This window comes from Pedobacter sp. BG31, assembly GCF_042464845.1.
Lineage (GTDB): Bacteria > Bacteroidota > Bacteroidia > Sphingobacteriales > Sphingobacteriaceae > Pedobacter > Pedobacter suwonensis.
In genome coordinates this window covers 204,191-228,562 of sequence record NZ_JBHNZK010000003.1, presented here as the reverse complement: position 1 = coordinate 228,562, position 24,372 = coordinate 204,191, and the positions used below count along the sequence as shown (strand labels likewise).

Annotated in this window: 22 protein-coding genes and 1 tRNA gene; 14 read left to right on the top strand and 9 right to left on the bottom strand. The window is 39.9% G+C overall.

Annotation, left to right across the window (positions count from 1 at the left end; all coding sequences use genetic code 11):
* The first annotated feature begins 107 nt into the window (after positions 1–107).
* Together ACFE6N_RS06140 and ACFE6N_RS06135 are read left to right on the top strand one after the other, a co-directional pair.
* Positions 108–1,142, top strand: coding sequence for a N(4)-(beta-N-acetylglucosaminyl)-L-asparaginase (locus ACFE6N_RS06140; RefSeq protein WP_378934797.1), 1,035 nt, complete (start codon positions 108–110; stop codon positions 1,140–1,142).
* Positions 1,143–1,269: 127 nt separating this feature from the next.
* Entirely contained in the window at positions 1,270–2,052 is a 783-nt protein-coding gene (locus ACFE6N_RS06135) for a copper homeostasis protein CutC (RefSeq protein ID WP_378934795.1), read from the top strand.
* Positions 2,053–2,152: 100 nt separating this feature from the next.
* Here the strand turns inward: ACFE6N_RS06135 and ACFE6N_RS06130 are convergent, their stop codons facing one another.
* From ACFE6N_RS06130 to ACFE6N_RS06120, 3 genes are all read right to left on the bottom strand, one after another.
* Positions 2,153–2,545 (bottom strand): DUF983 domain-containing protein, encoded by a 393-nt coding sequence (locus ACFE6N_RS06130; RefSeq protein WP_090979436.1) that lies wholly within the window; start codon positions 2,543–2,545, stop codon positions 2,153–2,155.
* Positions 2,546–2,703: 158 nt separating this feature from the next.
* Positions 2,704–3,285 carry a Crp/Fnr family transcriptional regulator gene (locus ACFE6N_RS06125; RefSeq protein WP_378934793.1) on the bottom strand — a complete coding sequence of 194 codons (582 nt, stop codon included), beginning with the start codon at positions 3,283–3,285 and terminating at the stop codon, positions 2,704–2,706.
* Positions 3,286–3,433: 148 nt separating this feature from the next.
* Entirely contained in the window at positions 3,434–4,420 is a 987-nt protein-coding gene (locus ACFE6N_RS06120; protein ID WP_378934791.1) for a D-alanine--D-alanine ligase, read from the bottom strand.
* Positions 4,421–4,622: 202 nt separating this feature from the next.
* Between ACFE6N_RS06120 and ACFE6N_RS06115 the strand changes: the two genes are divergently transcribed.
* The 7 genes from ACFE6N_RS06115 (at position 4,623) to ACFE6N_RS06085 (ending at position 9,206) form a co-directional block, all read left to right on the top strand.
* Positions 4,623–5,393 carry a PASTA domain-containing protein gene (locus ACFE6N_RS06115; protein ID WP_378934789.1) on the top strand — a complete coding sequence of 257 codons (771 nt, stop codon included), beginning with the start codon at positions 4,623–4,625 and terminating at the stop codon, positions 5,391–5,393.
* A gap of 43 nt (positions 5,394–5,436) precedes the next feature.
* Positions 5,437–6,468 (top strand): endolytic transglycosylase MltG, encoded by a 1,032-nt coding sequence (mltG, locus tag ACFE6N_RS06110; protein ID WP_378934787.1) that lies wholly within the window; start codon positions 5,437–5,439, stop codon positions 6,466–6,468.
* Positions 6,468–6,875 (top strand): acyl-CoA thioesterase, encoded by a 408-nt coding sequence (locus tag ACFE6N_RS06105; protein ID WP_378934785.1) that lies wholly within the window; start codon positions 6,468–6,470, stop codon positions 6,873–6,875. The genes mltG and ACFE6N_RS06105 overlap by 1 nt, the downstream gene beginning before the upstream one ends.
* An 8-nt stretch (positions 6,876–6,883) precedes the next feature.
* The gene (locus ACFE6N_RS06100; RefSeq protein ID WP_145854620.1) at positions 6,884–7,873 is read left to right on the top strand and encodes a YihY/virulence factor BrkB family protein; all 990 of its coding nucleotides are present in this window, start codon (positions 6,884–6,886) and stop codon (positions 7,871–7,873) included.
* 95 nt (positions 7,874–7,968) lie between these two features.
* A tRNA-Ser gene (locus ACFE6N_RS06095) sits at positions 7,969–8,053 on the top strand.
* A gap of 376 nt (positions 8,054–8,429) precedes the next feature.
* Positions 8,430–8,972: a hypothetical protein gene (locus ACFE6N_RS06090; protein ID WP_378934783.1), complete on the top strand. Its 543-nt coding sequence runs from the start codon at positions 8,430–8,432 to the stop codon at positions 8,970–8,972.
* Positions 8,973–8,975: 3 nt separating this feature from the next.
* Positions 8,976–9,206 carry a hypothetical protein gene (locus ACFE6N_RS06085; protein WP_378934782.1) on the top strand — a complete coding sequence of 77 codons (231 nt, stop codon included), beginning with the start codon at positions 8,976–8,978 and terminating at the stop codon, positions 9,204–9,206.
* 112 nt (positions 9,207–9,318) lie between these two features.
* On the opposite strand, the gene ACFE6N_RS06080 is transcribed toward ACFE6N_RS06085, so the two are convergent.
* On the bottom strand, positions 9,319–10,110 hold the full coding sequence (locus tag ACFE6N_RS06080; protein ID WP_378934780.1) for a hypothetical protein: 792 nt from the start codon (positions 10,108–10,110) through the stop codon (positions 9,319–9,321).
* Positions 10,111–10,884: 774 nt separating this feature from the next.
* Here ACFE6N_RS06080 and ACFE6N_RS06075 point away from each other — a divergent pair.
* The 3 genes from ACFE6N_RS06075 (at position 10,885) to ACFE6N_RS06065 (ending at position 16,947) form a co-directional block, all read left to right on the top strand.
* The gene (locus ACFE6N_RS06075) at positions 10,885–12,417 is read left to right on the top strand and encodes a sulfatase-like hydrolase/transferase (protein WP_378934778.1); all 1,533 of its coding nucleotides are present in this window, start codon (positions 10,885–10,887) and stop codon (positions 12,415–12,417) included.
* A gap of 53 nt (positions 12,418–12,470) precedes the next feature.
* Positions 12,471–13,499, top strand: coding sequence for a hypothetical protein (locus tag ACFE6N_RS06070; protein WP_378934776.1), 1,029 nt, complete (start codon positions 12,471–12,473; stop codon positions 13,497–13,499).
* 73 nt (positions 13,500–13,572) lie between these two features.
* Positions 13,573–16,947, top strand: a complete 3,375-nt coding sequence (locus ACFE6N_RS06065; protein WP_378934774.1) for a ferritin-like domain-containing protein — start codon at positions 13,573–13,575, stop codon at positions 16,945–16,947.
* A 293-nt stretch (positions 16,948–17,240) separates the two neighbouring features.
* On the opposite strand, the gene bla is transcribed toward ACFE6N_RS06065, so the two are convergent.
* The 5 genes from bla to ACFE6N_RS06040 all read right to left on the bottom strand — a co-directional run bounded on the left by bla (position 17,241) and on the right by ACFE6N_RS06040 (position 21,520).
* Positions 17,241–18,104, bottom strand: a complete 864-nt coding sequence (gene bla, locus ACFE6N_RS06060) for a subclass B3 metallo-beta-lactamase (RefSeq protein ID WP_378934772.1) — start codon at positions 18,102–18,104, stop codon at positions 17,241–17,243.
* Positions 18,105–18,128: 24 nt separating this feature from the next.
* Positions 18,129–19,310, bottom strand: a complete 1,182-nt coding sequence (locus ACFE6N_RS06055; RefSeq protein ID WP_378934770.1) for a serine hydrolase domain-containing protein — start codon at positions 19,308–19,310, stop codon at positions 18,129–18,131.
* 168 nt (positions 19,311–19,478) lie between these two features.
* Entirely contained in the window at positions 19,479–20,270 is a 792-nt protein-coding gene (locus ACFE6N_RS06050) for a hypothetical protein (protein ID WP_378934768.1), read from the bottom strand.
* A gap of 25 nt (positions 20,271–20,295) precedes the next feature.
* Entirely contained in the window at positions 20,296–20,925 is a 630-nt protein-coding gene (locus ACFE6N_RS06045) for a carboxypeptidase-like regulatory domain-containing protein (protein WP_378934767.1), read from the bottom strand.
* A 10-nt stretch (positions 20,926–20,935) separates the two neighbouring features.
* Positions 20,936–21,520 carry a hypothetical protein gene (locus tag ACFE6N_RS06040; protein WP_378934765.1) on the bottom strand — a complete coding sequence of 195 codons (585 nt, stop codon included), beginning with the start codon at positions 21,518–21,520 and terminating at the stop codon, positions 20,936–20,938.
* A gap of 221 nt (positions 21,521–21,741) precedes the next feature.
* Here ACFE6N_RS06040 and ACFE6N_RS06035 point away from each other — a divergent pair, with 221 nt between their 5' ends.
* Together ACFE6N_RS06035 and ACFE6N_RS06030 are read left to right on the top strand one after the other, a co-directional pair.
* Positions 21,742–23,745 (top strand): ATP-binding protein, encoded by a 2,004-nt coding sequence (locus ACFE6N_RS06035; RefSeq protein WP_378934763.1) that lies wholly within the window; start codon positions 21,742–21,744, stop codon positions 23,743–23,745.
* Positions 23,738–24,367, top strand: a complete 630-nt coding sequence (locus tag ACFE6N_RS06030; RefSeq protein WP_378934761.1) for a response regulator — start codon at positions 23,738–23,740, stop codon at positions 24,365–24,367. The genes ACFE6N_RS06035 and ACFE6N_RS06030 overlap by 8 nt, the downstream gene beginning before the upstream one ends.
* Positions 24,368–24,372 lie beyond the last annotated feature (5 nt).

Below are 24,372 nucleotides of genomic sequence, written 5' to 3'. Positions count from 1 at the left end.
GATCGAACCGCTATCTTTACACCATAGTAAAACGATTAATCATTATTTCGCAATTTTCAAACAACCCCAACCAATATTTCAATTAAACCGTTAACCAAACCACACCAATGTTTAACCGCCGTAAATTTATAAAGGCATCTGCCCTGTCAGCCGGACTGATGGCTATTGATCAAAGTAGTATTGTCCAGGCTTTTCCAAAGAAATCATCAAAAGCAGGAAATATTCCGATCGTAATTTCCACCTGGGATTTTGGTATTGCAGCAAATGCTGATGCCTGGAAAGTTTTATCGTCTGGCGGTCGCGCTTTAGATGCTGTAGAACAGGGCGTTTGGGTGCCGGAAGCCGATGAAAAAAATCAATCTGTAGGTTATGGCGGTTTGCCCGACCGTGATGGTCATGTTACGCTTGATGCCTGTATTATGGACGAATTGGGTAACTGTGGTGCTGTTTTGGCACTTGAGCATATTAAACATCCTATCTCGGTAGCACGTAAAGTGATGGAGAAAACACCACATGTGATGTTGGCTGGCGATGGTGCATTACAGTTTGCATTGGAACAGGGTTTCAAAAAAGAGAACCTGTTTACGCCTGCCAGCGAAAAAGCATGGAAAGAATGGCTGAAAACGGCGAAATATGCGCCGGTAATGAATATCGAAAATAAACTTTACGAAAAAGCAGCGCCGCAAAAATTGCCAGGGAATCAATACAATCACGATACCATTGGGATGTTGGCTATTGATGCGAAAGGTAATATTTCTGGTGCCTGTACCACCAGTGGCATGGCTTATAAATTACATGGTAGGATTGGCGATAGTCCGATTATTGGCGCTGGCCTTTATGTAGACAATGAGGTTGGCGGTGCAACCTCAACGGGTGTGGGCGAAGAAGTGGTACGGAATGTAGGTTCCTTCCTGGTGGTAGAGCTGATGCGCCAGGGTTATAGTCCGGAGGCCGCCTGCAAGGAGGCAGTGATGCGCATTATCAAAAAGAAGCCCGAAACAGCCAAGAATATTCAGGTTGGGTTTTTAGCCATCAACAAAAAAGGCGAATATGGCGCTTATGCCATCCAACAAGGTTTTAGTTATGCGGTCTGCAATGCGGAAAAACAGGATCTTTTAATCAAAGGCAAAAGTTATTATTAAGCTGAGTTCAAATATTTATCTGATTTTAATTTTTAATGGAGACTTGATTTGCAGTATCCTTACTTTTAAATAGACCCTTAAATAAACTTCCGGGTGACGATAAGAACCTTTCCCGAATCCAAATACCATGAATAAAGAAGTAATTCCATGCTTAGAGGTATGTGCCAATTCTTACCGATCGGCATTGGCTGCCCAAAATGGTGGTGCAAAAAGAGTTGAATTTTGTGATAACCTGGCGGAAGGTGGAACTACCCCAAGTTATGGTCAGCTGGCACTAGCCAAGAAAAACCTGTCTATCGAAATCTGGCCGATTATCCGTCCCCGCGGAGGAGATTTTTTATATTCCGAAATGGAATTCGAAATCATGAAAGAAGATATAGAAATCTGTAAATCATTAAATTGTGAAGGTGTGGTTATCGGGATACTTAAAGCTGATGGAACAATTGATAAGGAAAGGTGTGCTGAACTTATTGAGTTGGCTAAACCTATGGGTGTAGCTTTCCACCGGGCATTTGATATGAGTAACGATATGGATCAGGCGCTGGAGGATCTGATCTCACTCCAGATCAAAAGGGTGCTTACCTCCGGAGGTGCTTCTTCAGCAATACTGGGCGCGGAAAAAATAGCGCAGCTGGTAAAAAGGGCAAACGGGCAGATTACCATTATGCCTGGTGCGGGAATCAATGAAAACAATATCAAAACCCTTATTGACCAAACCGGAGCCACACAATTCCACGCCACTGCCAAGGCATTTGTTTCCAGTAAAATGGAATTCAGAAACACAGAAACCAAAATGGGCAGTATTGAAGACGAATATCGCTATGAACTCACTTCAGAAAACAAAGTGAAAGCGTTAGTTGACGTTATTAACAACGCGTTTAATTTAAAAGAAAACATACCTGGCAAATAGAATATCTTAATCATAGTGATCTCTACATCAGACATCGCTTCATCGTTCATCATACTATAACGGGAAATGTTATTGCATGGAAATTCGAAACGATCCCGCTTTAATCACCACTTCCAGGAACATAGTGTAACCCAGGTGTAAGGTAGTGAAGCAAAATCACCCTCGAATAGCGGTAGTTAATTGGCGACAGCAATAACACACCTGATAATATCAGCCCAACATAGTACCATAGGTTATCATATACCAAATCCAATCCTAAGATATACGATGCCACGCCGATAGTAATAATTTCAGCAACATTCATGGCATAACTCACAAACATGGCTACATAGAAAAATCCTGGTTCGCGCTCAAATTTCAGATTACAATGCGGACAGTGAACATTTGTTTTTTGCAACGTGAACGAATAAGCATTTCCTGTAAAAATATCTCCTTTGCGGCACCTCGGACACTTACATTGCAAAAAAGCCTGGAATTTCGATAACTCAGCCATAATCTCCTGATTTGATAGTACAAAGATAAGCCTTAGATTATTCAGTAATTTATGATCTAAGTCATGTTTTAAGCATTAGCTTAATGTTTCAACGGGTTATTGTTTATTTTGTTGACTATATACCTATTGATCAGGAAGGTAGAGCAAGCCAAATGTTGCTAAACTTTAACAATTTTTCCTTTTACCGTTTTGATCAGGCCCTTTTCGGCCAATAGTTTCGTTCCCCTGATCACCGTTTCTACCCGTAAACCAGTCATGTCAGCTAATTCCTGTCTTGTTACTTTTAAACTTTCGCCTACGTTCATGTCATTGAGGAGGTAATTGATGATGGTTAACAGGCGATGATCAGCCTTTTCGCTTGCCAGCTCTTCCAGCATCATCGATTTATAAAATAACCGTTTACTTAGCGTACGGATCAGCTCCATGCTAAAATCAGGCTCGTTTTTAATTAATTCGAAAAAATCTCCCTTATTTACCGCAATAAGCTGTGAGTCTTTATTGGCAATGGTAAAAGCTAAGTAAGGCCGATCGATTAACAAGGCTGGCTCACCAAAATATTGCCCGGCTTTAAAAACGCCCTGAATAAATTCCTTTCCTTCATCACTCACCGTAACCATGCGCACCTCACCCGATTTAATAAAATACACAAAGCGGGGCTGCATGCCGGGTTCGTAAATCACCGAATCTTTGGGATAATTTTTGAGTTTCAGACCTTTATCAATCAGTTTTTGAATGTTCATTGGTTCGCGGGCTTTGACGAAATAGTATGTATCTATATCATTTTAAAATACCGACTTAGGAATACGTCGTAAAAACCACATATACATAAACACAACGGTACTATTTAAAGATTCTTCATTGCATCCGGCATGACAAAGCTAAAGAAAACTATCCCAGCGTTTCTTTCATTAAACGGGTATAAAACTCTTTCAGGGTAATGCCCATTGCAGCTACCTGCTGTGGTATAAAACTCGTTGCTGTTTGTCCGGGAATGGTATTGATTTCGATAAAATAAAATTTACCGGATCCTTCTTCTAGAAAGTAATCAATGCGCACCACGCCCCTACAGTTCAACCTCCGATACACATCTTTTACCACCTGCTGCACACGGCTCAACTCTTCAGCATTCATTCTGCCTGGCGTAATTTCTTCCGTTGCACCTGGGGTATATTTGGCTTCAAAATCGAAAAACTCATTCTGCGGAATCACTTCCGTTGCAGGTAAAACAATCACTTTGCGTTCTGAACCAAAAATGCCGACCGAGAACTCCCTGCCGCTCACAAATTCCTCAATTAAAATTTGGTTATCCTCTTTAAAGGCTTTTTCAATGGCCTCTTCCAGATCATCAGCATGTTTTACCTTACTCATTCCAATGCTGCTGCCCCCGCTATTGGGTTTAACGAAATAAGGCAAGCGTAAATCCCGCTTAATCTGAACTAAATTATGGTTTCCACCTTTAAATATCTGAACAGATTTTGCAGTGAACAGGTTTTCAATGCCATTTACAATAGCTTTGGTATAACCTTTATTCATAGTAATGGACGAAGTTAATGCATCACAGGTGGTATACGGAATGCCCAGCATATCAAAATAGCCCTGTAATTTTCCATCCTCACCGGGAGAACCATGTATGGCAATAAAAACGCCGTCAAATTTAATTTTTCTTCCGTCCAGCGTTAAGGAGAAATCATTTTTATCAATTTCAATTTTAACAGAATCGGCAGGCTCATAAAACCAGCCTTTCTCGTTTAGCATAATCTTATACACATCGTATAAATTTGGATCGATATGCTGAGCAATGGTGGCTGCGCTTTTTACTGAAACAACCCATTCGCCTGTGGTACCGCCTGTTAACAATGCTATCGTTTTCTTCATGTTAAAAATCCTTTTATAAATAGAAATTGAATATAAATATATCCTCAAAAATATAAATATCTTTGTGCTTTAGTATGCCTGGATGAGAATTATTGAAAGCGTGCGTGATTGAATGATTGAGTGAAGAAATAGATTCGATCATCCCATCCATCATTTAAAATAGTTACATTTGAGCTTGTACGCATAACCCAAATTAAGATTCATGTCTAAATTTATAGAGTATTTAAAAACCAAATCGTTTAGAAACAACATTTTAGCCGCTATAGTAACCGTTATAGTTCTTTTATTGATTGCTTTTTTTAGTTTAAGATATTATACCAAACACGGCCAGGGCCTTAATGTACCGATGGTAAAAGGTTTGTCTTTCGAACAGGCTGTGAAGAAACTGGAAGATGCCGGGCTAAAATATGAAGTAGATTCTGTTTTTATCATGGATCAGCCTCCTGGCATAGTGATTGATCAGGATCCTGACCCCAATACTTTCGTTAAAGATAACCGAACCATTTATTTAACCATTAACGCGGGCAAAACACCGAATACAAAATTCCCTGATATTGCGTTTAAAACACTAAGAGAAGCACAGGCGATTATAGAGAGTTCGAGATTAAAACTTGGCGATACTACCTATAAACCAGATGTAAGCCGTGATGTCGTATTGGAAGCTTCTTTTGGCGGCCAACCAATCACAGCGGGACAAATGGTGCCTGTTGGCTCAAGGATTAACCTGGTATTGGGTGATGGACGTGGAAACGAAGAAGTAGATATTCCGCAACTGATGGGCCTAACCATTGATGAAGCTAAATTTAGCCTGAGGGGATCGAACCTAAGTTTAGGCAATATCCTGTACGATGGGCCGATTACCGATAGTGCTGCAGCTATTATTGTTAAACAAGACCCGATGCTGCTTGATTCGGTAACCAAAGTGCCTATAGGCACCAGAATTAATATTACGCTATCTAACAAACAACCATAAACACGTATCTTAATTACAGATGACTGAAGTAGAAAAAAAAAATATGAGTACAGGCAAAAAAGCAGCGATCGTGATTGCGCTTATAGTTGTCTTAATTGCCGGTTACTTTACATTGAATATTTACAGGCTTTACTTTGCCCCTAACGTTACCGAAAATCAAAAATATTTATACATCAAAACCGGAAGCAATTACGATGATCTGGTTTCGGAAATCAAAAAGAAAGATCTCTTAAATAGCGTTTCTTCTTTTACAGCTGCCGCGCGGAAAATGAATTTAGCCACAAGCGTTAAACCAGGCCGTTACCGACTGAAAAAAGGTATGACCAACCGGACTTTAATTAACATGATCAAAGCTGGAAACCAGGATCCTGTTAAATTGAAATTCCAAAACATCCGTAAAAAAGAAAACTTTGCTGCCTACCTGGCCAACAATCTGGAAGCTGATTCGCTAAGTTTTATCAAAGTACTGGATTCTGCAGCGCTGATCAGCAAGTATGGCTTTAACCAGGATAATGTGTATGCCATGTTCATTCCGAACACTTATGAAATGTACTGGAATGTTTCGCCGGTCGATTTTTTTGAGCGCATGCACAAGGAATATGAAAAATTCTGGACAGCAGACCGCAAACAAAAAGCTGCAAGCTTAAACCTTACACCTGCGCAGGTGTATACGTTGGCTTCAATCGTTGATGCAGAGGCACTTTACGATAAGGAAATGCCGATTATAGCGGGTTTGTATTTAAACCGCTTAAATAAAGGCATATTGCTTCAGGCAGATCCGACAGTGATTTTTGCCAATAACGATTTTACAGTGAAAAGAGTAACCGGAAAATTATTGCAGGTACAATCGCTTTATAACACATATAAATATGCGGGTTTACCTCCAGGACCGATTATGATGCCGAGCATAAACGCCATTGATGCTGTACTGAACCGCGACAACAACAATTACATTTACATGTGTGCCAAGGAAGATTTCTCGGGTTACCATAACTTTGCCGAAACCAAAGCAGAACATGAGGTTAATGCAAGGAAATACCGCGAGGCCTTAAACAAAAGAAATATATTTAAATAATGTTCAGTCACAGTACAAAAATCAGGGTTCGTTATGGCGAAACCGACCAGATGGGTTATATGTATTATGGCAATTATGCCCAGTACTACGAAGTAGGCCGGGTAGAAATGTTGCGCAGTTTAGGCATGAGCTATAGCTCAATGGAAGCTGCCGGCATTATGATGCCTGTGTTGGAACTAAAGTGCAAATACATTAAACCTGCCCTTTACGATCAGGAAATTACTGTAAAAACCATCATCAAAACCTTGCCAAGCGTCAGGATCTTTTTTGAGTACGAACTCTATAATGAAAAAGAGGAACTGATTAACATTGGTTCAACCACGCTGGTATTTGTTGACATGAAGAAAAATAAACCGACAAATCCACCCGAAAATTTTATGGAGAAATTATCGGTGTTTTTTAATTAATCAAAATAATGGAATGGTTACACCGGCAGCTATTACACCTTAAGCTCTATTCTAGATTTATCGAATGGACCAAAGGATGTATTTTGCCTGGTTTTAGCCCTCTTCCGTTATATACTGTAGCTACATTTTTCTTTCGTGAAATCGGAAAAGATGCATTGGTAAACAAGTCATCATCTTTGGCGTACAGTTTTATGCTGGCCATTTTCCCGGGGATTATCTTCTTGTTCACCTTAATTCCTTTTATTCCCATTAAAGGTTTCCAGGATCAGCTTTTAAATTTAATCCAGCTGGTATTGCCGCACAATGCATTTGACGCCTTTGAAGCGACATTGAAAGACATCATTAAAAATCAAAACCGGGGTTTATTATCTTTTGGTTTTTTATCGGCGCTTTTTTTTGCTACCAACGGGGTTAAAAACCTGATGAAGGCTTTTAATAAATCATCCTTAATCATCGAAACCAGAAGCTGGATCAAACAACGTTTAATTGCGCTTATACTCACTTTGATTATCTGTTTTTCTATCATCATTTGCATCAGTGCGATGGCCTTAGGTGAGATCCTGCTCAACAAAATCAATGATGAACTGCACCTGAAAGACAGTTTTTTGAGTTATACCATCAAATTTACCCGTTGGGCCTTATTGGCCATCCTTTATTTCATTACCATCTCTATTTTATACCGCTACGGACCCTCACATACCAAAAAATGGCGCCTATTTAGTGCGGGTTCCTGGCTGGCTACCATCCTGGCCTTTCTTACCATCTGGGGATTTTCTTTTTACATTAACCATTTTGCGTCCTATAATAAGGTGTATGGCTCTATCGGCACATTAATCGTGGTGATGATCTGGCTTTACCTCAATTCGCTCATTTTATTGATTGGTTTCGAACTGAATGCCAGTGTTGATGTAAGTAAACGGAGTGTGAAGATTATCCGCCCTACCTTTAATTTGTTCAAAAAATCGGAGCCGATTGAAGAAAATATACAGAAGAAATAATTTTTTTCTCCCTCTGTGTTAAGTAATTATCAAGTTTACATAAAAAAAAAGCTTTCCGAGTTTGCAGAGTTAAGCTGAGTTTGTACTTTTGCAGCGGAGAGCTGGCAGAGTGGTCGAATGCGGCAGTCTTGAAAACTGTTGACTGTAACAGGTCCGGGGGTTCGAATCCCTCGCTCTCCGCATCAAAAAAAGGAAGAATTAGATTAATTCTTCCTTTTTTTGTATATACAAGAGTCCGAATCTTTAGGAAAATGGAAGCAATTATATTTTGTGGCATCCAGGCGACTGGAAAAACCACTTTTTTAAAAAGCAGTTTTTTGGAACGCATGTACATATTTCCCTGGACTTATTAAACACGAGGAATAAAGAACTCAGATTTATTGAAACCTGCATCCTTACTTCTCAGCCTTTCATAAAACTCACTGAGCAACGCACAAGAGTGTTATATTTGGATAAGCAAAAAATGCTCTTTTATGTCAAGTGAAGATCTTTAAAAATAACTTATAGAGGTACCGATTATTCTCTTAAGGAACTCACTGAGGATAACAATAATTTCATGAAGTCTCTTGCAATACCTGGGGAGCTAAACATGGCACCGGCTGGGCTGGAGTTTATCAGTTTGGGAGACTTTGGTTATCTAATTGCCCGAGATAAGTTTAGGCAATTATATAGTTTGCTAGCTACTGTGAGATTTGCGGTATGTGAAGCACATAAGAAATTGCACAAAAGTCCAATTTTATGGAGCAATGGATATATTGGTCAAATGTGGATCAGGAGCCAGTATCTCAAGAATGCTGTGCTTTGGTACAATAGCTGCGATGATTACTTACTCCAAATTATCTGGTTTGCATTCGATTTTTGCGATCCAAATACGTTAGATAAACCTAACAAGTACAAACAAACACTCCGTCACTGCCGGTGGGAAAGCCTGGTTCCTATAATGGAAGCTAGAAAAGCCGAGCCAAACATTGGTTTTCTTTTGGCTAAGATAAAAGAATTTAGGTCCCTCGCTGTTGTTTCCATGGTACGGTCAATTGCAAATTCACTGAAACATCATGCCGATATTTACATAAGGGACCTTGATATACAGCCTGATTAAATTGTGGAATCCTACAAGGGATTTAATAGTGAAGCAGTTGCAGATAAGCCGCTGGACATTGACGAAGCGGTGATTGTTTTACAAGGACTGCACAAAGTGGTAGTAGAGTTTGCTATGATGCTACTTGATTTCATTGATTTTAGAGCTCCATTTGCTCACGATGAAAAAGGTTTCATTCACCTAGACCAGATCAGAGACAAAATAATTTATAAGAAATTTTTTATCAAACCGTAGATATGTTTTGTGTTAACCCCATCCTAGCACAAGTCTTAGTGCCGAAGGTCTTAGCCGTCGCCTGACTTGTTCTTTCACTAAATCAATCTTGATCAACCCTTGCAGGAAATATTTAAAAATGTTTGCCAGAAAAGAATTTCACGTATACAAATAGACTGATATAAAAAAGCAAAGAAATTGCTAACAGAATTCCCATTACAATTCCCATCAGTTTCCAAAAACCAATCTTTACTGTTTTAGTTTTCGTATTGTTCTGCAGTTTTGTTGATGCTAAAAATCCAGCTACTATCACCAACAGCATTATTCCAAGTACAATCCGTACACGGTAGATTTGGTCTTTGAAATGCATCCACCTCGCATCAAGCTTTTCACCACTTTCTATACCAATGGTATAGGCATATTCGTTGCCTAGAAATGATCTTCCATACCTGATTGATACAACTTTTCTATTTTTGAGGTAAAAGTAAACAAATGGCCTACCCTGAAGGGTATCAACTTTTTCAGCAATTTTTAGTGTTACCGAAGTATTGTTGAAACTGCTTTTGTAAAATACCTTACGAACCTCTATCACCTCCGCCCTGTTAAGACTTGGAGTTTTGATCGCTGAACTGATCAGAATATCAACATTAACAACAATGTAATTAACTGTAAACAGACCTAAAAGAGTATACATCACAAAATGCCCGATTGCTGAATACCATTTGTACTCTTTCGAAAAAACTGTTCTCACCGTTGCGTAAAGGCTAATAGGTACGATGAGTATAAACAACCATTTCCACATTGATGAGGGTAAGTCGTCTGTATATATTTCCAGAAAAAACCTTGACAAAAGATACACTAACAACCAAATGGAAGCATACGCGATGAGGAAAATTTTCTCTATTAAGCGCAGATTTTTTTTCAAAAGTTTAACTGTTTTTAAAACGGGTTTATATCTCCTAGGAGATATAAATTACCGCTCAAGTAATATGCCATTTTAATTACCGCCGCCGCGAGGCAGCCATCGACTTTATTTTCATTCTCTGTGCCGTTGTGGGTTGTTGAATCCCATCCTGGCAAACAGACATTATACCGGTAATCCTCAAGGTCAATCCCTGTTTTACCCTCACATACGTTTTGATAACATCACTATACATTTTTAAGGGAAGATCTGCTTAATACGTTAGCATTTTTCATATTGATTATTTAGTTCTATACGCAAGAAAATTAGCGATATCAGAACCACTGATACTCGTGATTTTGGAACTATACCTGCAAGAATTCAGGTATAGCAACAGGAGTCAATTTAAATAAAAAAAACTTATCACCATCTGGTGACAAATTATTTTAGAAATAACTAAAATTTTAATATTGGATAAACTAATGATTTATCAAAGCGTTATGCTGTTATCCCTGTTGCAAGTACAAGGATCGCCAGATCTTCTAATTGAAATTCAAAAACTATATAAAAGTAATTATATAAATACATTAAAATACTTAAAGTTAAGTATTTTAATGTATGTTTTATATGTCTATTTTTAATAAACCAAACGAAAAAGTGTAAAATCTTATCCTGAATTCCTGTTTCACTTTTTCCTGCGGCCTTGCAACTGCACCCCCCTTTTAAAACCTATGGTTGTTGAGGGTTTTAGGATAATTAACAGAACCTCACATCTTTCCAATAATAATTTAACAAACAATGAACTTAAAAGAAAAACTCAATAAAATTGGCCAAAGACCTGACCTGATTCTTATTATTACTGATGAGCAACGTGCCACGCAACATTTTCCGCCTGGATGGGAAGAGAAAAATCTCCCGACTCTAACGTTTCTAAAACAGAATGGATTTAGTTTTGACAGAGCTTTTTGCAATACCTGTATGTGTTCCCCAAGCCGGGCAACCTTATTTACAGGAATATATCCTGCCAAACATGGTGTAAGCCAAACGCTAACAGAAGGTGGTCTTTTATCTCCGCAAGAACCAACACTAAGTAATTCTCTTCCCAATATTATGAATGTACTTTGGGCAGATGGGTATGATGTACAATACAGGGGCAAATGGCACATGAGTAAAGGTGTAGCGCCTAACGGAACCAAAACAAATTATGAAGATTTAACTGCTGCTGATATTTCATTATACGGAGCAATGGGATGGGTTGCTCCGGACGCCGGCGAGGATGTTAATCCCCTTAATTTTGGTGGCGGATATGCCAATCATGATGCAAAATATACAGCAGAAGCCATACAGTATCTGAAAGAAGTAAAAGCTCATAGAGCCACTGGAAATCATAAACCGTATTGTCTTATTCTTTCACTGGTTAACCCTCATGACGTATTAGCGTACCCAAAATCGGCAGGAACTTCAGGATATCATCCCGATAGCTGGTCGGGGAGAGAAATTGGGCTTCCTGCTACCGTGGATGAAAATTTACTTGAAAATAAAAAGCCAATGGCACAGGAGCAAATTTTAATTAATATGGCTTTAAGTCTCGGCGAAATAGCCAGTGAAGAGGATAAATTAAACTATATTAATTTTTATGGTTATTTATTAAGTCATGTTGATCAAGAAATTGGATATCTAATTGAAGAATTATACAAAGAAGATGAGCATGGAAATAAATTGGCAGATACTGCAATTGTTACTTTAACATCTGACCACGAGGAAATGGGGCTGGCTCACGGAGGATTGCGTCAGAAAACTTTTGTTGCTTATGAAGAAGCATTAAGAGTACCTCTTGTCATTTCAAATCCAATTTTATTTAAGGATCACCAAATAAAACAATCAATGGCATTGGCCACATTGGTAGATATTATGCCCACCTTTATTGATATTGCAAATGTATCAAATCCACCTGCAGGACTTGCCGGCACAAGTTTACTTCCTGTAATGGAGAACAATACTCCTGTTCAGCATAGTATCTTATTTACTTATGATGATATTAAGGCAGGCTCCAATAGCAACTGGACAATTATAAAAGCAGCTAATCGTATTCGTTGTATCAGAACAGAAAAGTGGAAATTCGATTACTACTTTGATGCTTCAACAGCTTATTTCAAACAATATGAACTGTATGATTTAGTCAATGATCCGTTAGAAATTACCAACCTTGCCTATGATCCGGCATATAGCGAAATCAGAAATGATTTAGAAAAGCAATTGCACCAGCTTGAGATAGAAAAGCTCTGGGTAAATATGCCGGAAGATGTTTATCCTAACACTACATTCGGCTAAAAACACCTTTAAAATCTAAAGAAAAACATTCAAATCGCAATCAAAAGAAAATTATGGCACCAAATATAAAACCAGAGGTAAATACAGTAAGTTATGCAGATTTTAATAACCCTGCCGGGCAAAAAACCATACAAGGAATCAGAGGAGTTTCGGAATCTGAAAATGTATATATCGCAGGCAGTTTGGTAGGTCCGGATAATCTTGTTCAGGGATTAATTTATGAGGGACCAATTGAAGGAAGCGGAAACGAAGGAAAGTGGTATAATGTTAATTTTCCGAGTTCACCGGAAGCTACCGTTATAAATACTTCTTGCTACGGTCCTAATAACGGACCTTATGGTACGATACAGTTAGTTGGATCTTATAAAATAACAGCCTCCACCGGTAAATTTCCCAGTGGAAATCTGGGATTCTTTTATGAAGGTCCTGTTGATGGTTCAGGAACGTGGGTTCAGGTGTCACCGAATGGCGGGAATACAAATAACGTATTTGTTCATAGTGTAATGGGTGGTATCGCGGTGGGAAATTATGATGTTGATAATGACGAAAACGGGTACGCATTTCTCTATGATATAGTCAATAAACAATACGCAGACTTTAAAGTACCCGATTCTTTAACGACTACTTTGTATGGTATCTGGCATAATGGTGGAGATCGTTATACTATGGCAGGAGGATATACAAGCCCAAAATTCGGAAAAATAAGTCAGGCCTTTTTGGTTGATTATAATTCTAAAACGAAACAAACCAGTAATCTGAAATCATTTAGCTATAAAAACGAAACAGTTTTGTCTATAATAACTCATTTTGAAGGCATTACTATTTCTAAAAATGGCGGTTATAATATGCCATCGGATTGGCTTACCGCAAATGGAGAAAAAAACGGAGCATCATTTGTTTCTGTTAGCAGAAATGCTGACGGATCATTTGGAGAAGCAAAATGGATAGATATCGATTTTCCAGACTCAAGTGTTACGAGTGCCAATACAGTATATCAAAATAATATTTTAGGTATTTACGTAGCTGTAGATAGTACTGATACGAAAACAGTATCTTCTTTTGTTGCAAAAGTAAATATCTAACAATAGATGGTAATGAATCAAAAAATATATACTCAAACAGATAAATAAAAAACATCTTAATCAATTTCGCTCCATGAAAAACAATGAATTAAACATGCTCGTGAGCATGTTGCATCAGGCTTCCAAGCTTGAACATTGCCTGCTGGATACTTATCTGTATACGGCATCAACCATTAAAAGCCTGCCAGAAGAATTTGCCTTACTGAGTAATGGTAAACCCAACCTGAGGAAAGCTATCCAATTTGAAAAGGCCCGCCAGTGGAAACAGAGTATCCTCGGCGTTTCGCACGAAGAGATGATGCACCTCCACTATGTACAATGCTTACTGCGCGCGCTTGATAAGTCTCCAAGCTTTGCCCTGCCAGACCGGAAAAAAGACACCGGAAACTGGTTTATCTCCAACTGGGACATTTACCAGCCCGGCGATACCCAGGATGAGGGTACCGAGATCCCACTAGAGGGATTAACCAGTAAGCAGATCAAACAGTTCATTCTTTTTGAATCGACAGATTCTCTACAGGATTCCAACCCATTCGGTGATCAAAACAAAGCACTATTCCAGAAACTCTATGAATTTGAACTGGATTTTCATCTTGAAGGGATCCTGTACAACATTGCCGACCAGCAAAAGAGAGATGACATGAAAAAGGCATTGAGTGATATCTACCTCAACCTGGCACCGAGTGATGAGGCGATGTTGAAGGCTGCTCTTTTAGAAGCCTTGCCCGATGCCGAGGAAGACCTGAAATATGTTCGTTTTCAGTCAATCGGCGATTTTTATACCAAAGGGATTCTTCCCCTCTACCAGCAGGCCTTCGACACCGGAAAGGTTAAAAATTCAAACCTGGGTTTCAATAACGAAATGCAGGGTTTTGCAGCCGGTGAGGGATTTCTACCCGTTGGCCCTGTGTACAGGAGCAAAAACTACACAGAATTTTCAACGGCCAATGCCCAACATGCATTGCGTTACTTTAAAAATGTAGAAAGCATCGTAAAAGAAATTGTGGAGGAAGGAGAAGGATTTGAAGGATTCGAAGCCACAGCAGAACGTTTTCTGGCCAAAGTAGCCGAAATTGGCGGAACAAGGCAATACCTTGATGCCTGGAAAAAAGACAAAAAAAATGCCCGGATCAAAGGATACAGCACGCCCCCATGGCTTGCCGATGCAGAACTCTGTCGCCAATCACACCTGTACAGATTTGCGATGATCTATATGGACATGGGATTTGAACAAGAGCTCTGCAAAAATGTGGGCACTACTTTCAATGCAAACCGGGATCCGCTGCCAATAGATATGGGCAACAATTCCCTAAAAAAATTGGTTACCGAAATGCCCAAACAATTCAATGCCTGTTACCTGGTGATGCTGTCATGGCTTTCCCGGATTTATGAAGTCAAACTCTGGGAGACCGACAAAGACAGGAGACTGGCAATCGAGATGATCGCCACCTGGCCGATGATGTCTCTTTCTATCCGACCGTTCTTAGAACTCATATCTTTTTTTCCGGTTGACCTGAAAGCAATGTTCAGGCTCGACAAAGATGCCCTACCCGGTTTACCAACAGACGCGACGCAGCTGGCCGACTATTTCTCAGATACGGAGCGCAGCGAGACCATCAATAAACAAATTGATTATCTGGCGCTTCGCGTACTGGCTAATGTAGCCGATTGGGCCAGAGAGCAGATTGAGGTGGTAAAAGCCAATTTCAGCGGTTACCAGGCAGATATGATCATCACCAGGCTTTCCGGACTGTCGAGATTAAATGAATTTGAAAAACAGTTCCCTTTCCGCGAGCATGGTGGTTATTCAAACACTATGCCCGACCTGAGCTATCAGCAGGAATTCCCAGATGCGGGAATGTTTAGTGAAAACCCTTCCATGCTGGGCAATGAACCCAAAAATCCGAATGAACAGGATAGGATATTCGAAGACACCCTGGTACTCAGGCTACGCTTCGGTGGTTTTGGCCTGGTCCAGCTTTCAACAGACCCTGATCCACCGACTGATGAGTCAGGCTGTACTGGAACGCATATGCTACATGCCGCAGACGGGGAACGGACGCTTGACCGCGCATTGGTATGGCAAGACCTTCCCGGGCAAAAAAATATCCTGAGGGAACCAAGGGAAAAATTACCCCCTATAGGTGTGAACATCATTGATCTTACGTTACAGGTAACAGCTGACAGCGGGGCGACGGCCGGATACGTGCCCTTACAGATCATGCAATCAACAGGTGCAGTGCAGACATCCGGTGTACAACAGTACCTGGAGGTTAACGGCCTAAACGACCTGGTGAATTATGATGCTTCAAAGGTGCTTAGTGAAGGTACTCCCCTACGCCTCAACCTGCTTGAAAAGAACGGCATAAGGCCTTTCTTAAACGGGGATAACCATCTGGTATCAAAAGACGGGGAGCCGATTGATCCCTTTATCATTTCGATTACTGATGATCAGCACCAGAATATCTTCCAGCGTGAAATTTATAATGAGGGCAAAACTTTGCTCGAAATGGATCCATTACAGCGGGTGGAGACTTCGCGGTGGCCAACAGGATTTGATTCCGACCTGGATGATATTCCGACTTGGCTGATCGCCCATCTTCCTGCAGAGTACACCAAAGCGATGATGCAGGGGCCACCTACCTACCTGGTCAATAGGGCAAATGTTTTATATGAAGAACTGAACCTGCTTCTGAACAACGGAGAAGTCTTGGATCAGAATAAGGTTGATCAGTTAATTTCCTACGCCGAACGCCTGTTCCTGATTACAGTACCAAGAGGAACGACTGTGGGCTGGCTTTCGATCTTGCTCAACTATGGCCACTCGGTAAGCGGTGTTCTGAAATCATCGGAAAGCGATAATCCGGTTTATGATCTGATTGAACGGGAACTGAATATCAAAGTGAGCTGTCAACCAGAAGAAAAAGACCGCACAAAAGCAAATTCAAGATGGGTAGTCAAATATACCAAAGGAATTATGGACACTGATGCGATCACCGACCTGGTTTACGGTGAGCTTTATATCCCTTTACAGGTGATCCCCGATGGAAGAACGTTCAATATCAAAAAGAGATGGATTTTCGCCGCAGGAATGAAAGACCTCGTGGCCGCCTATACCTGTGATTTCTCAAAACCTTTTTGGGACACTTTCATTATAGACGGCAAGGTGAGATCGATTACATTACCCAATAGTATCAAAATAACAGAAACCCTGGTTGAACATGATCCTTATGGCTACAGTTACACGGCTACCGGGGTACCCGGGATCAGCGACTATACCGGTTCATTTAAAGTGAGCGTGATGGACGACAACCGGGTGGAACTGCTTTTGCAAATCGGCTTCGGATTTGAAGATACAACTGCATTTAAAACAATGAGTACCATCGTAGGGGGCTTCTTTAGCGCTGCCTCAACTGCACTAAGCGCCCATTTCTCTCCAGAGCAATGATATCCTAACTATCACAGGGCTGCCACTCCGGTAGCCCTGCAATTAAAGACCCCCTAAGAGATCAGAGATACGTCAGGAGGTCAGTGCATACATAAATTTAGCTCTTCCGACCCAAACAACGTGAAAACTTTCATGATTCATCTGATCTTTTCTTTAACGAAATATAATTCCGGATATCATATCTGGATTAAATTATGCTATTGACCTAAAAACCAATTCATTCGGTAAATTAGCCATTAAAAAACGGAATCAATAAAATCACTAGATAATAAACCAGATGAAGAGATGACCACCTATTTCCCTATTTTCTTATCATACTCCACCTGCAATTCATCCAGATAATCATAAAAGTTTTTCACATCCATAAAAGCAGCCGGATTATAGGAATCACCAGGTTTGTGTTTTTTGAGGAGGTCAAATTGGATACCATGTGAGGCTACCCAGAGATCGAATTTTAAGTTTTTCATGCTACGCAACGTATAAGCGTAATCTTCTGCAATATGCGGATAAGCCGGAATATCTGTAAACTTTCTATCTGTTACAATAGTCGGTAAATTGGCAATCAGCACCCTGTATTTTCTGTTTTGGTCATTTACTGTGAACAAAAAACTACAGGAGCCTTTGGTATGTCCGGGGTGGTGAAGCATGATTAATTCCATTCCTCCAAGACTGATGATATCCTTATTGTGCAAGATTCGATCTATTTTGACTGGTTTAAAAACTGAAACCTTACCATCCAGGTCATAATCAGAGCGGCCACCATCAGCTGCTACCTGCGCATCTGCATAATCAACCATAAACTTGGCTCCTGTCGATTTCTTGATAGCAGCCATGGCGCCCAAATGATCAAAATGAGCTTGTGTAGTCAGTAGGATTTTAGTGTCTGAAAGTTTAAAACCCAGCGTTTTGATGCTTTCCCTAATCATCTTATCAGACGATGCCAGTCCGGTATTGATGAGGATATTTCCTTTTGGCGTAACGATGAGATAACAAGCCAGGTCGGCTGTGCCTACATAATACAGATTACCCACAATGCGAAATGGCGGGAAAGGTTTTGACCACTCAGGATGATTTTTTGAGGATGGCTCAAGTACTTCCTGCGCTTTTATTGCGCAGTGCAAAAGAGAAATGAAGATCAGCAACAGGATTTTTTTCATATATGGTTAAGACAATTTAATCTCTTATTTTTTAATTTCGAGACCATAGCGATAAAGATCTTCATATACTTCGAAGAATTTATTTTCTTCCTGTTCGCTCAAAGAAGTATTGCTAAATAAGATAACTGCGACTTTTTTATTAAGATCAGAAAGCATAAAAACCCTTACTCCAGGGTCAGATCCATTATGGCCAATCCTCTTTGCTCCCATTTTTGTTGCCCAGAAAATACCTGAGTTTAATGTTTTAGGTTTCACATTTTCAGGGGTATAGGTTTCATCAAACTGAAACCTGAGCATTTCTCTAACCGTTTCCACCTTAAGTACTTGCCTGTTTTTGTACTTTCCATCATTTAACAGACAAATGAAGAAATGGCTCAAGTCAGCTACCGAACTGCGCACGCCACCATCAGGATAGGTGGTACAACCATACAAAGGGATTTCCTGAATTTTATGATCCTTTTTCTCGTAAAGTTTGGTATGTTTTTTCAGGTCTATTTCTGACAAAAACCATCCGGTATCGTTCATTTTCAAAGGATTGAACAGGTATTTTTTACTGTATTCGTTCAATTTTTGACCAGTTCTGATTTCTACAATATAACCTGCCAGCGCTGCCCCGATATTGGAATACTCACGGAATGTTCCGGGTTTATGGTTCAGAAAGTTTTCTTTCGAATAATACTGCCCGCCCGGCATAAAATATTGCTGAAGAAAATCACCCAGTTCCTGTGGCGAATCTTTTCCGTTAAAGTAAAGGCTATCGGTATAAAAGGGATATCGATCAGTCAGTCCTGAAGTGTGGGTAGCTAAATTTCGCAGCGTTACTTTAGCGTCGGGAAAATATGGATTTCGGATTTGGAATGGAAGATAACGGTTGATATCCTCGTCTAGTGACAGTTTACCCTGCTCTACTGCTTTCATGAGGCAGGCACCAGTTACTGTTTTGGAAACCGAAGCGATATTCATTAAAGTCGAGGTAGTAAAAGCGGTTCCCGTTTCCCAATCAGAAAATCCGTATCCTTTTTCCCAGGCTACCTTTTTATCAATAATAATGGCTGCGCCAAGTCCTAAAATACCACTTTCAGCCATTCGTTTTGTAATTAGGCTATCAATGTTCGTGCTTCCTGAGGTATCACCTTGTGCATAAACATTTGCAACAAGCAATAATGTAACCGAGCAAAAAAGAAGGATGTGCCTGTAATACTTCATATAATTGATGTCTAAATTTAAATTAAAAATTTCATGATTGGTTCATTTAATTTTATCTGATTTAGCATTCCCATCATTTTAACTACATTTCAATAACCCGGTTCAAAGATCTCTGCAATCCGCTACACTATCCGTCGAGAATACGGTTTTTTGGGGATTCCGTAATGACTATTTGGTAAAGCCAGCAACCTGAAAATTACTGACCAGTACTTTCGCATCATTATCATATTGCCATGGTGCTGAGATATAAAAGTTTTTAGCCGCTGTAGGACTGAAAAGCACAGTATCAGCAAGTTTAACATTATCAAGATATACCGCAATTCGATCACCATTTACCGATAGCACAACATGCAGTGGACGGTTTAGCCATGGCTCAAGGTCAAAGGTGGTACTCACGAATGTTTTAGGCTTATCGCTGCCGATATTTACCTGGTCGGTATCGTAATAATGCAGTTGTACATAGGTCCCGATATTGCTGTCGTGCTGGCTGACACTGTTATCGCCTGCAAAGCCGAACGACATTGGAGCAATGTCTTTGATCTGATCTGCTTTTGCAATGATATCAAAAGATAAGGTAAATTGTTTAGGGTAACTGAACTGTCGGGAAAATTTATAAATTGCCTTATCTTTTACATCCATCCATTTACCTTTTTGACCATTCATAGTTACAATATTAGCTACACCATTTGTTTTGAAACTATTGGCTGTCGCACCGGTTTCAAATGAAGAAAAATCTTCTGCAAACAGAACCGAATCCCCAATAGCAACATTGCCGCTTCCTGAGTTAATTGCTGTTTTAGATTTCTTAGATGCGGCATTTTTGTCAATCTTTTTTTCAAGAGCTTTTTCCGCTTTCTCTTTGGCCTTTTCAAACAATCCGCCGAGTTGGGCATGTACCTCAATACTTGAAATCAATAATATTAAAATTGTTATTGTTATATTTATTTTTGCTGTTTTCATAGGACTGGAGATTATGAGTTATCAATTAGTGTAATTTCACCTTAACTATTTCGCCGTTTTCCATTACCTCCACAAATGTTTCAATGCGGTCCTGGATGTTTTTGAAATATTCTTTTTTCTGATAGTAATCTGTTCTTCCGCCATAATCGTTATAACCTGAACCTGTATAGGCATTATAAGTACCCCTTAAAGTATAATCTAACATGCCTTGTAAAAAATACTTACCTGGCTTCATATCCGGGAACGTAAATTCGCCGTCGCTATTGGTGATGGCTTCTAATCTATAACGGTAAGCTTGGTCAGAGAGGTAAACAAAGCGTTTTCTTTTGATATTCTCTTTATCTTTTCTTAGTCGGTACCATTCCTCAAAATAAGGTGTTACGGGGAGTAGAACCACGGTAATTTTATTGGCAAGTATGCGCGGAGAAAAAGGAACGCTATAGCCTAACGGATGTTTCTGCTTGGTATAGGCAACCCCCTTGATAACGGCCGTGCCTTTAGCCAGCATCTTTTTTGCCAGCAAAGAGTCGAAAGGCATTTCCGGCCGGAAGATCTCTGCTTTATCTTTTTTCTCTGGTTCTTTGTACTGGGCATTAACCACTGTTACTGCTGATAACATACAAAAAAGTGCAAGGGCATATTTTTTAAGCTTCATGATATTGATATTAAGGATTAATAATTGTTTCGTAAGGAAGATTAAATGTACCATCGGTAATGCTGATGGCCTCTCCGGCCAGGTTTCTTACCGTACCGGAAAAAGTTCCTTTGATACCGGTTTTGCTGATAGCCTCAATTTTCACGGTAAATACATCGTCGCCATAAGAAGTATTGTAAAGCAGCGTGCCATCGCTTTTCTGGATAGCATAACGTGCGATCATATTTTCTGCAGGTGTAGCGTAAGTACCCGGGGTAATATTGCCGCCAATTTTCCAGATCTCAAAGTCCAAGGAAGGCGACACGGGTCCAGATGCGGGATAAGAAGTTTCATGACCACCAATAACGATATGCTCGAACCGGTTATCATTGCCACCGCCCTGAAAATTAACTTTATAGAAATTGATCGCTTTACCGCCCACTTTTGCGCGGAGATAATAATCGCCGGTAGTTTCACCAACGCCGTCATCTTTTTTTGAACATGCCGAAAGGCATGTGATAATCATGATCAAACAAAGGATTGTCCAAAAACTGCCTGATGGATTTCGAATCGGCTTAGCTTTAGTGAAAAAAGCTCTCGAGGATAATATTTTCATAGTTTTATGCTATTTATGGTATAAGGGCAAAGCTATTGCAAGTATTGGCCAAAAGAAATACCGGTTTTTACCGTTTTTCTTCTACTGGTTTTCAGGTATTTTTCATTACTACCGGATGAAATGATGGCGGGTAAAGAATTATGTATGATATTTAACGATAAATTTGCGTACTGGCGAGATTAGCTCCTCTTCAGCCTGGCAAATGGTGTAAATTTTAAAGCATGACCAGATTTTTTTTATTCCTGATAGCGATTTTGATCTCATTTCAATCTGTTGGCCAACAACAGGTTCCGCTTAATGAGCAGCATTATCTCGACAGCCTGAAGTATATTCTACAGAAAAAAATTCCAGACAGTTCAAGAGCAAATACGAATTTTCTCTTAGTAGAATATTGGAAATTCAAAGATACCTTGAAAAGTAAAGCCTATCTGGAAGCAGGTACAGCTGCCGCAAAAAACGATAAATATTTAAATGCACTGGCACTTTTCTATAAAGGACAATATTATTTCAACTGGAATAAACCGAAAGCATCCGATGCTTTTAAAAGGGCAGCAGAAGCACTTTCCCCATTTAACACGAAAATTGCCTACGCCAAACAGGCTGCATCCTGGTATAACTACGCTATCATGAACGTAGATAAAATGGGTTATGATTTTATCACAAAAATAACTTTGGAAAAATCTATTCCCATTATAGAGAAAACCGGCGACCCAAAACGTATTGCCTATTATTATACACAGCTTGCCACTATTTTGATGAATAACTACCAATTTTCGAAAGCGGCAGCTTATAATGAAAAAGCCATAACTTTACTGGAAAAAAAAGGCGCTGTTGATACCGATCTGTTATTTTCTTATCTTACCGGGGTAAGTATCTACTGTTACGATAACAAGGCCGACAAGGCTCATGTACTTTTGGAAAAAGCACAACAGTTACTAAAGCCCTATCCTTCCTCTTTAAATTATCCGCTATACTATTATAATGAATCGCTTTACTATTTCACAAAATCATCATTTGACAAATCACTTGCGAGTATAGACAAAGGCATTACGCTTGCTAAGAAATACAACCAGAAACAACTCTATCAACAGTTTTTCTTCCGCCGATATGAGATTTATCAGCAGCAAAAAAACTATGGAAAAGCGAGACAAATTTTACTGGATATCATTAAGGAAGGTACTTTAACTGCCAAAATTAATGACCGGGCCATGCTTTATTCGGAACTGGCCAAAGTAAATGAAAAGCTGGGGGATTATAAAGAGGCATACCGCTGGCTAAGTAAATACCGGCAGAGCAATGACAGCATAACCAACGACCAGACCAAGGTAAAAATCAATGAACTGGAAACGAAATATAGAACCGCGAAAAATCAGCAAAAAATACAGACCCTTCAATCGGAAAATAAGCAGGTACAGCTTAATGCCCGCAACGAACGTTTGTATAAGTTTATACTTGGGTTAGGATGCCTTTTTCTGCTTCTTTTATTGGTATTCGTTCTGCTCACCGCACGGAACAGACGCAAACTGGCAAAACAAAAGGAGATTAATTACAAACAACAGCTGAATGAAATGGAGAGAAAACAACAGCTGAAGATTACCAAAGCAATGCTTGAAGGTGAAGAGTTGGAAAGAGAGCGGGTGGCCCGGGACCTTCATGATGGCTTAGGCGGAATGCTATCGGGTGTGAAAATTGGTCTTTCAGGCTGGACAGATACCCAACCGGCGATCTCGAACGATAAGGACCTGCATCGCATTATCGGACAACTAGATACTTCAGTTACGGAGTTGCGTCGCATTGCCCGCAATATGGTGCCGGATACGCTACTTAAATTTGGGCTTGAAACTGCATTGAAAGATCTTTGTGAGTTCTATATGCGTGATGGATTACGTATAACCTCTGAAATGTTTGGCATTCAAAAAAATATCGCAATGAATGTGCAGCTCAATATCTACCGGATTGTGCAGGAACTTATCTCCAATGCAATCAAGCATGCGCAGGCAGATAACATCCTTTTGCAGTGCAGCCAAAACGAAAATACTATTTTCATCACTTTTGAGGATAATGGCCGGGGTTTTGATATGGCCACGCTTTCGGAGAAGAAGGGAATGGGACTGGATAACCTAAAGAACCGTATCGCATTTTTGCAAGGGAAATTTGAAGTGCATTCTGCTCCTGGCGATGGAACAAGTATAGATATAGAACTTAAAACCAATATCAATGAATAAACTGCGTACGGTTATTGTAGATGACCACCCTATTGTTATTGAAGGACTGAAAACCTTGCTTAAAAATGAAGCTAATTTGGAAATTGTGGGCGGTTTTTCAGACGGCACGGGGCTGCTTTCTTATTTAAACACCAAGCCGGTAGATCTGATACTGCTGGATGTTACCCTGCCGGATATCAATGGAATGGACCTTTGCCAGATGATCAAAGAAAGATTTTCCACCATCACCATACTCATTCTGAGCAACCATACCGAGCGGAGTATTATTATGCAAACCATACAGAACGGTGCCAGTGGCTACCTGCTCAAGAACAGCTCACTTGATGAACTTCGGCAGTGCATTGCATCAGCAGTAACAGGAAATATCTGTTACAGTAAGGAAGTAGTTGAAATTATCAGCCGTCCGACTAAAAACCAGTTGCGCAATACGCCACAGCTCACCAGAAGGGAAAAACAGATCCTATCACTTTTAGCAGAAGGAAAAACGAGTCAGAATATTGCCCAGGAACTATTTTTAAGTCCGCTGACAGTAGATACGCACCGGAGAAACCTGATACAGAAATTCGAAGTGAAGAATGTGGCCGAACTAATAGCAGCCGCTCACCAGCAGCAATTGTTGTAAAACTA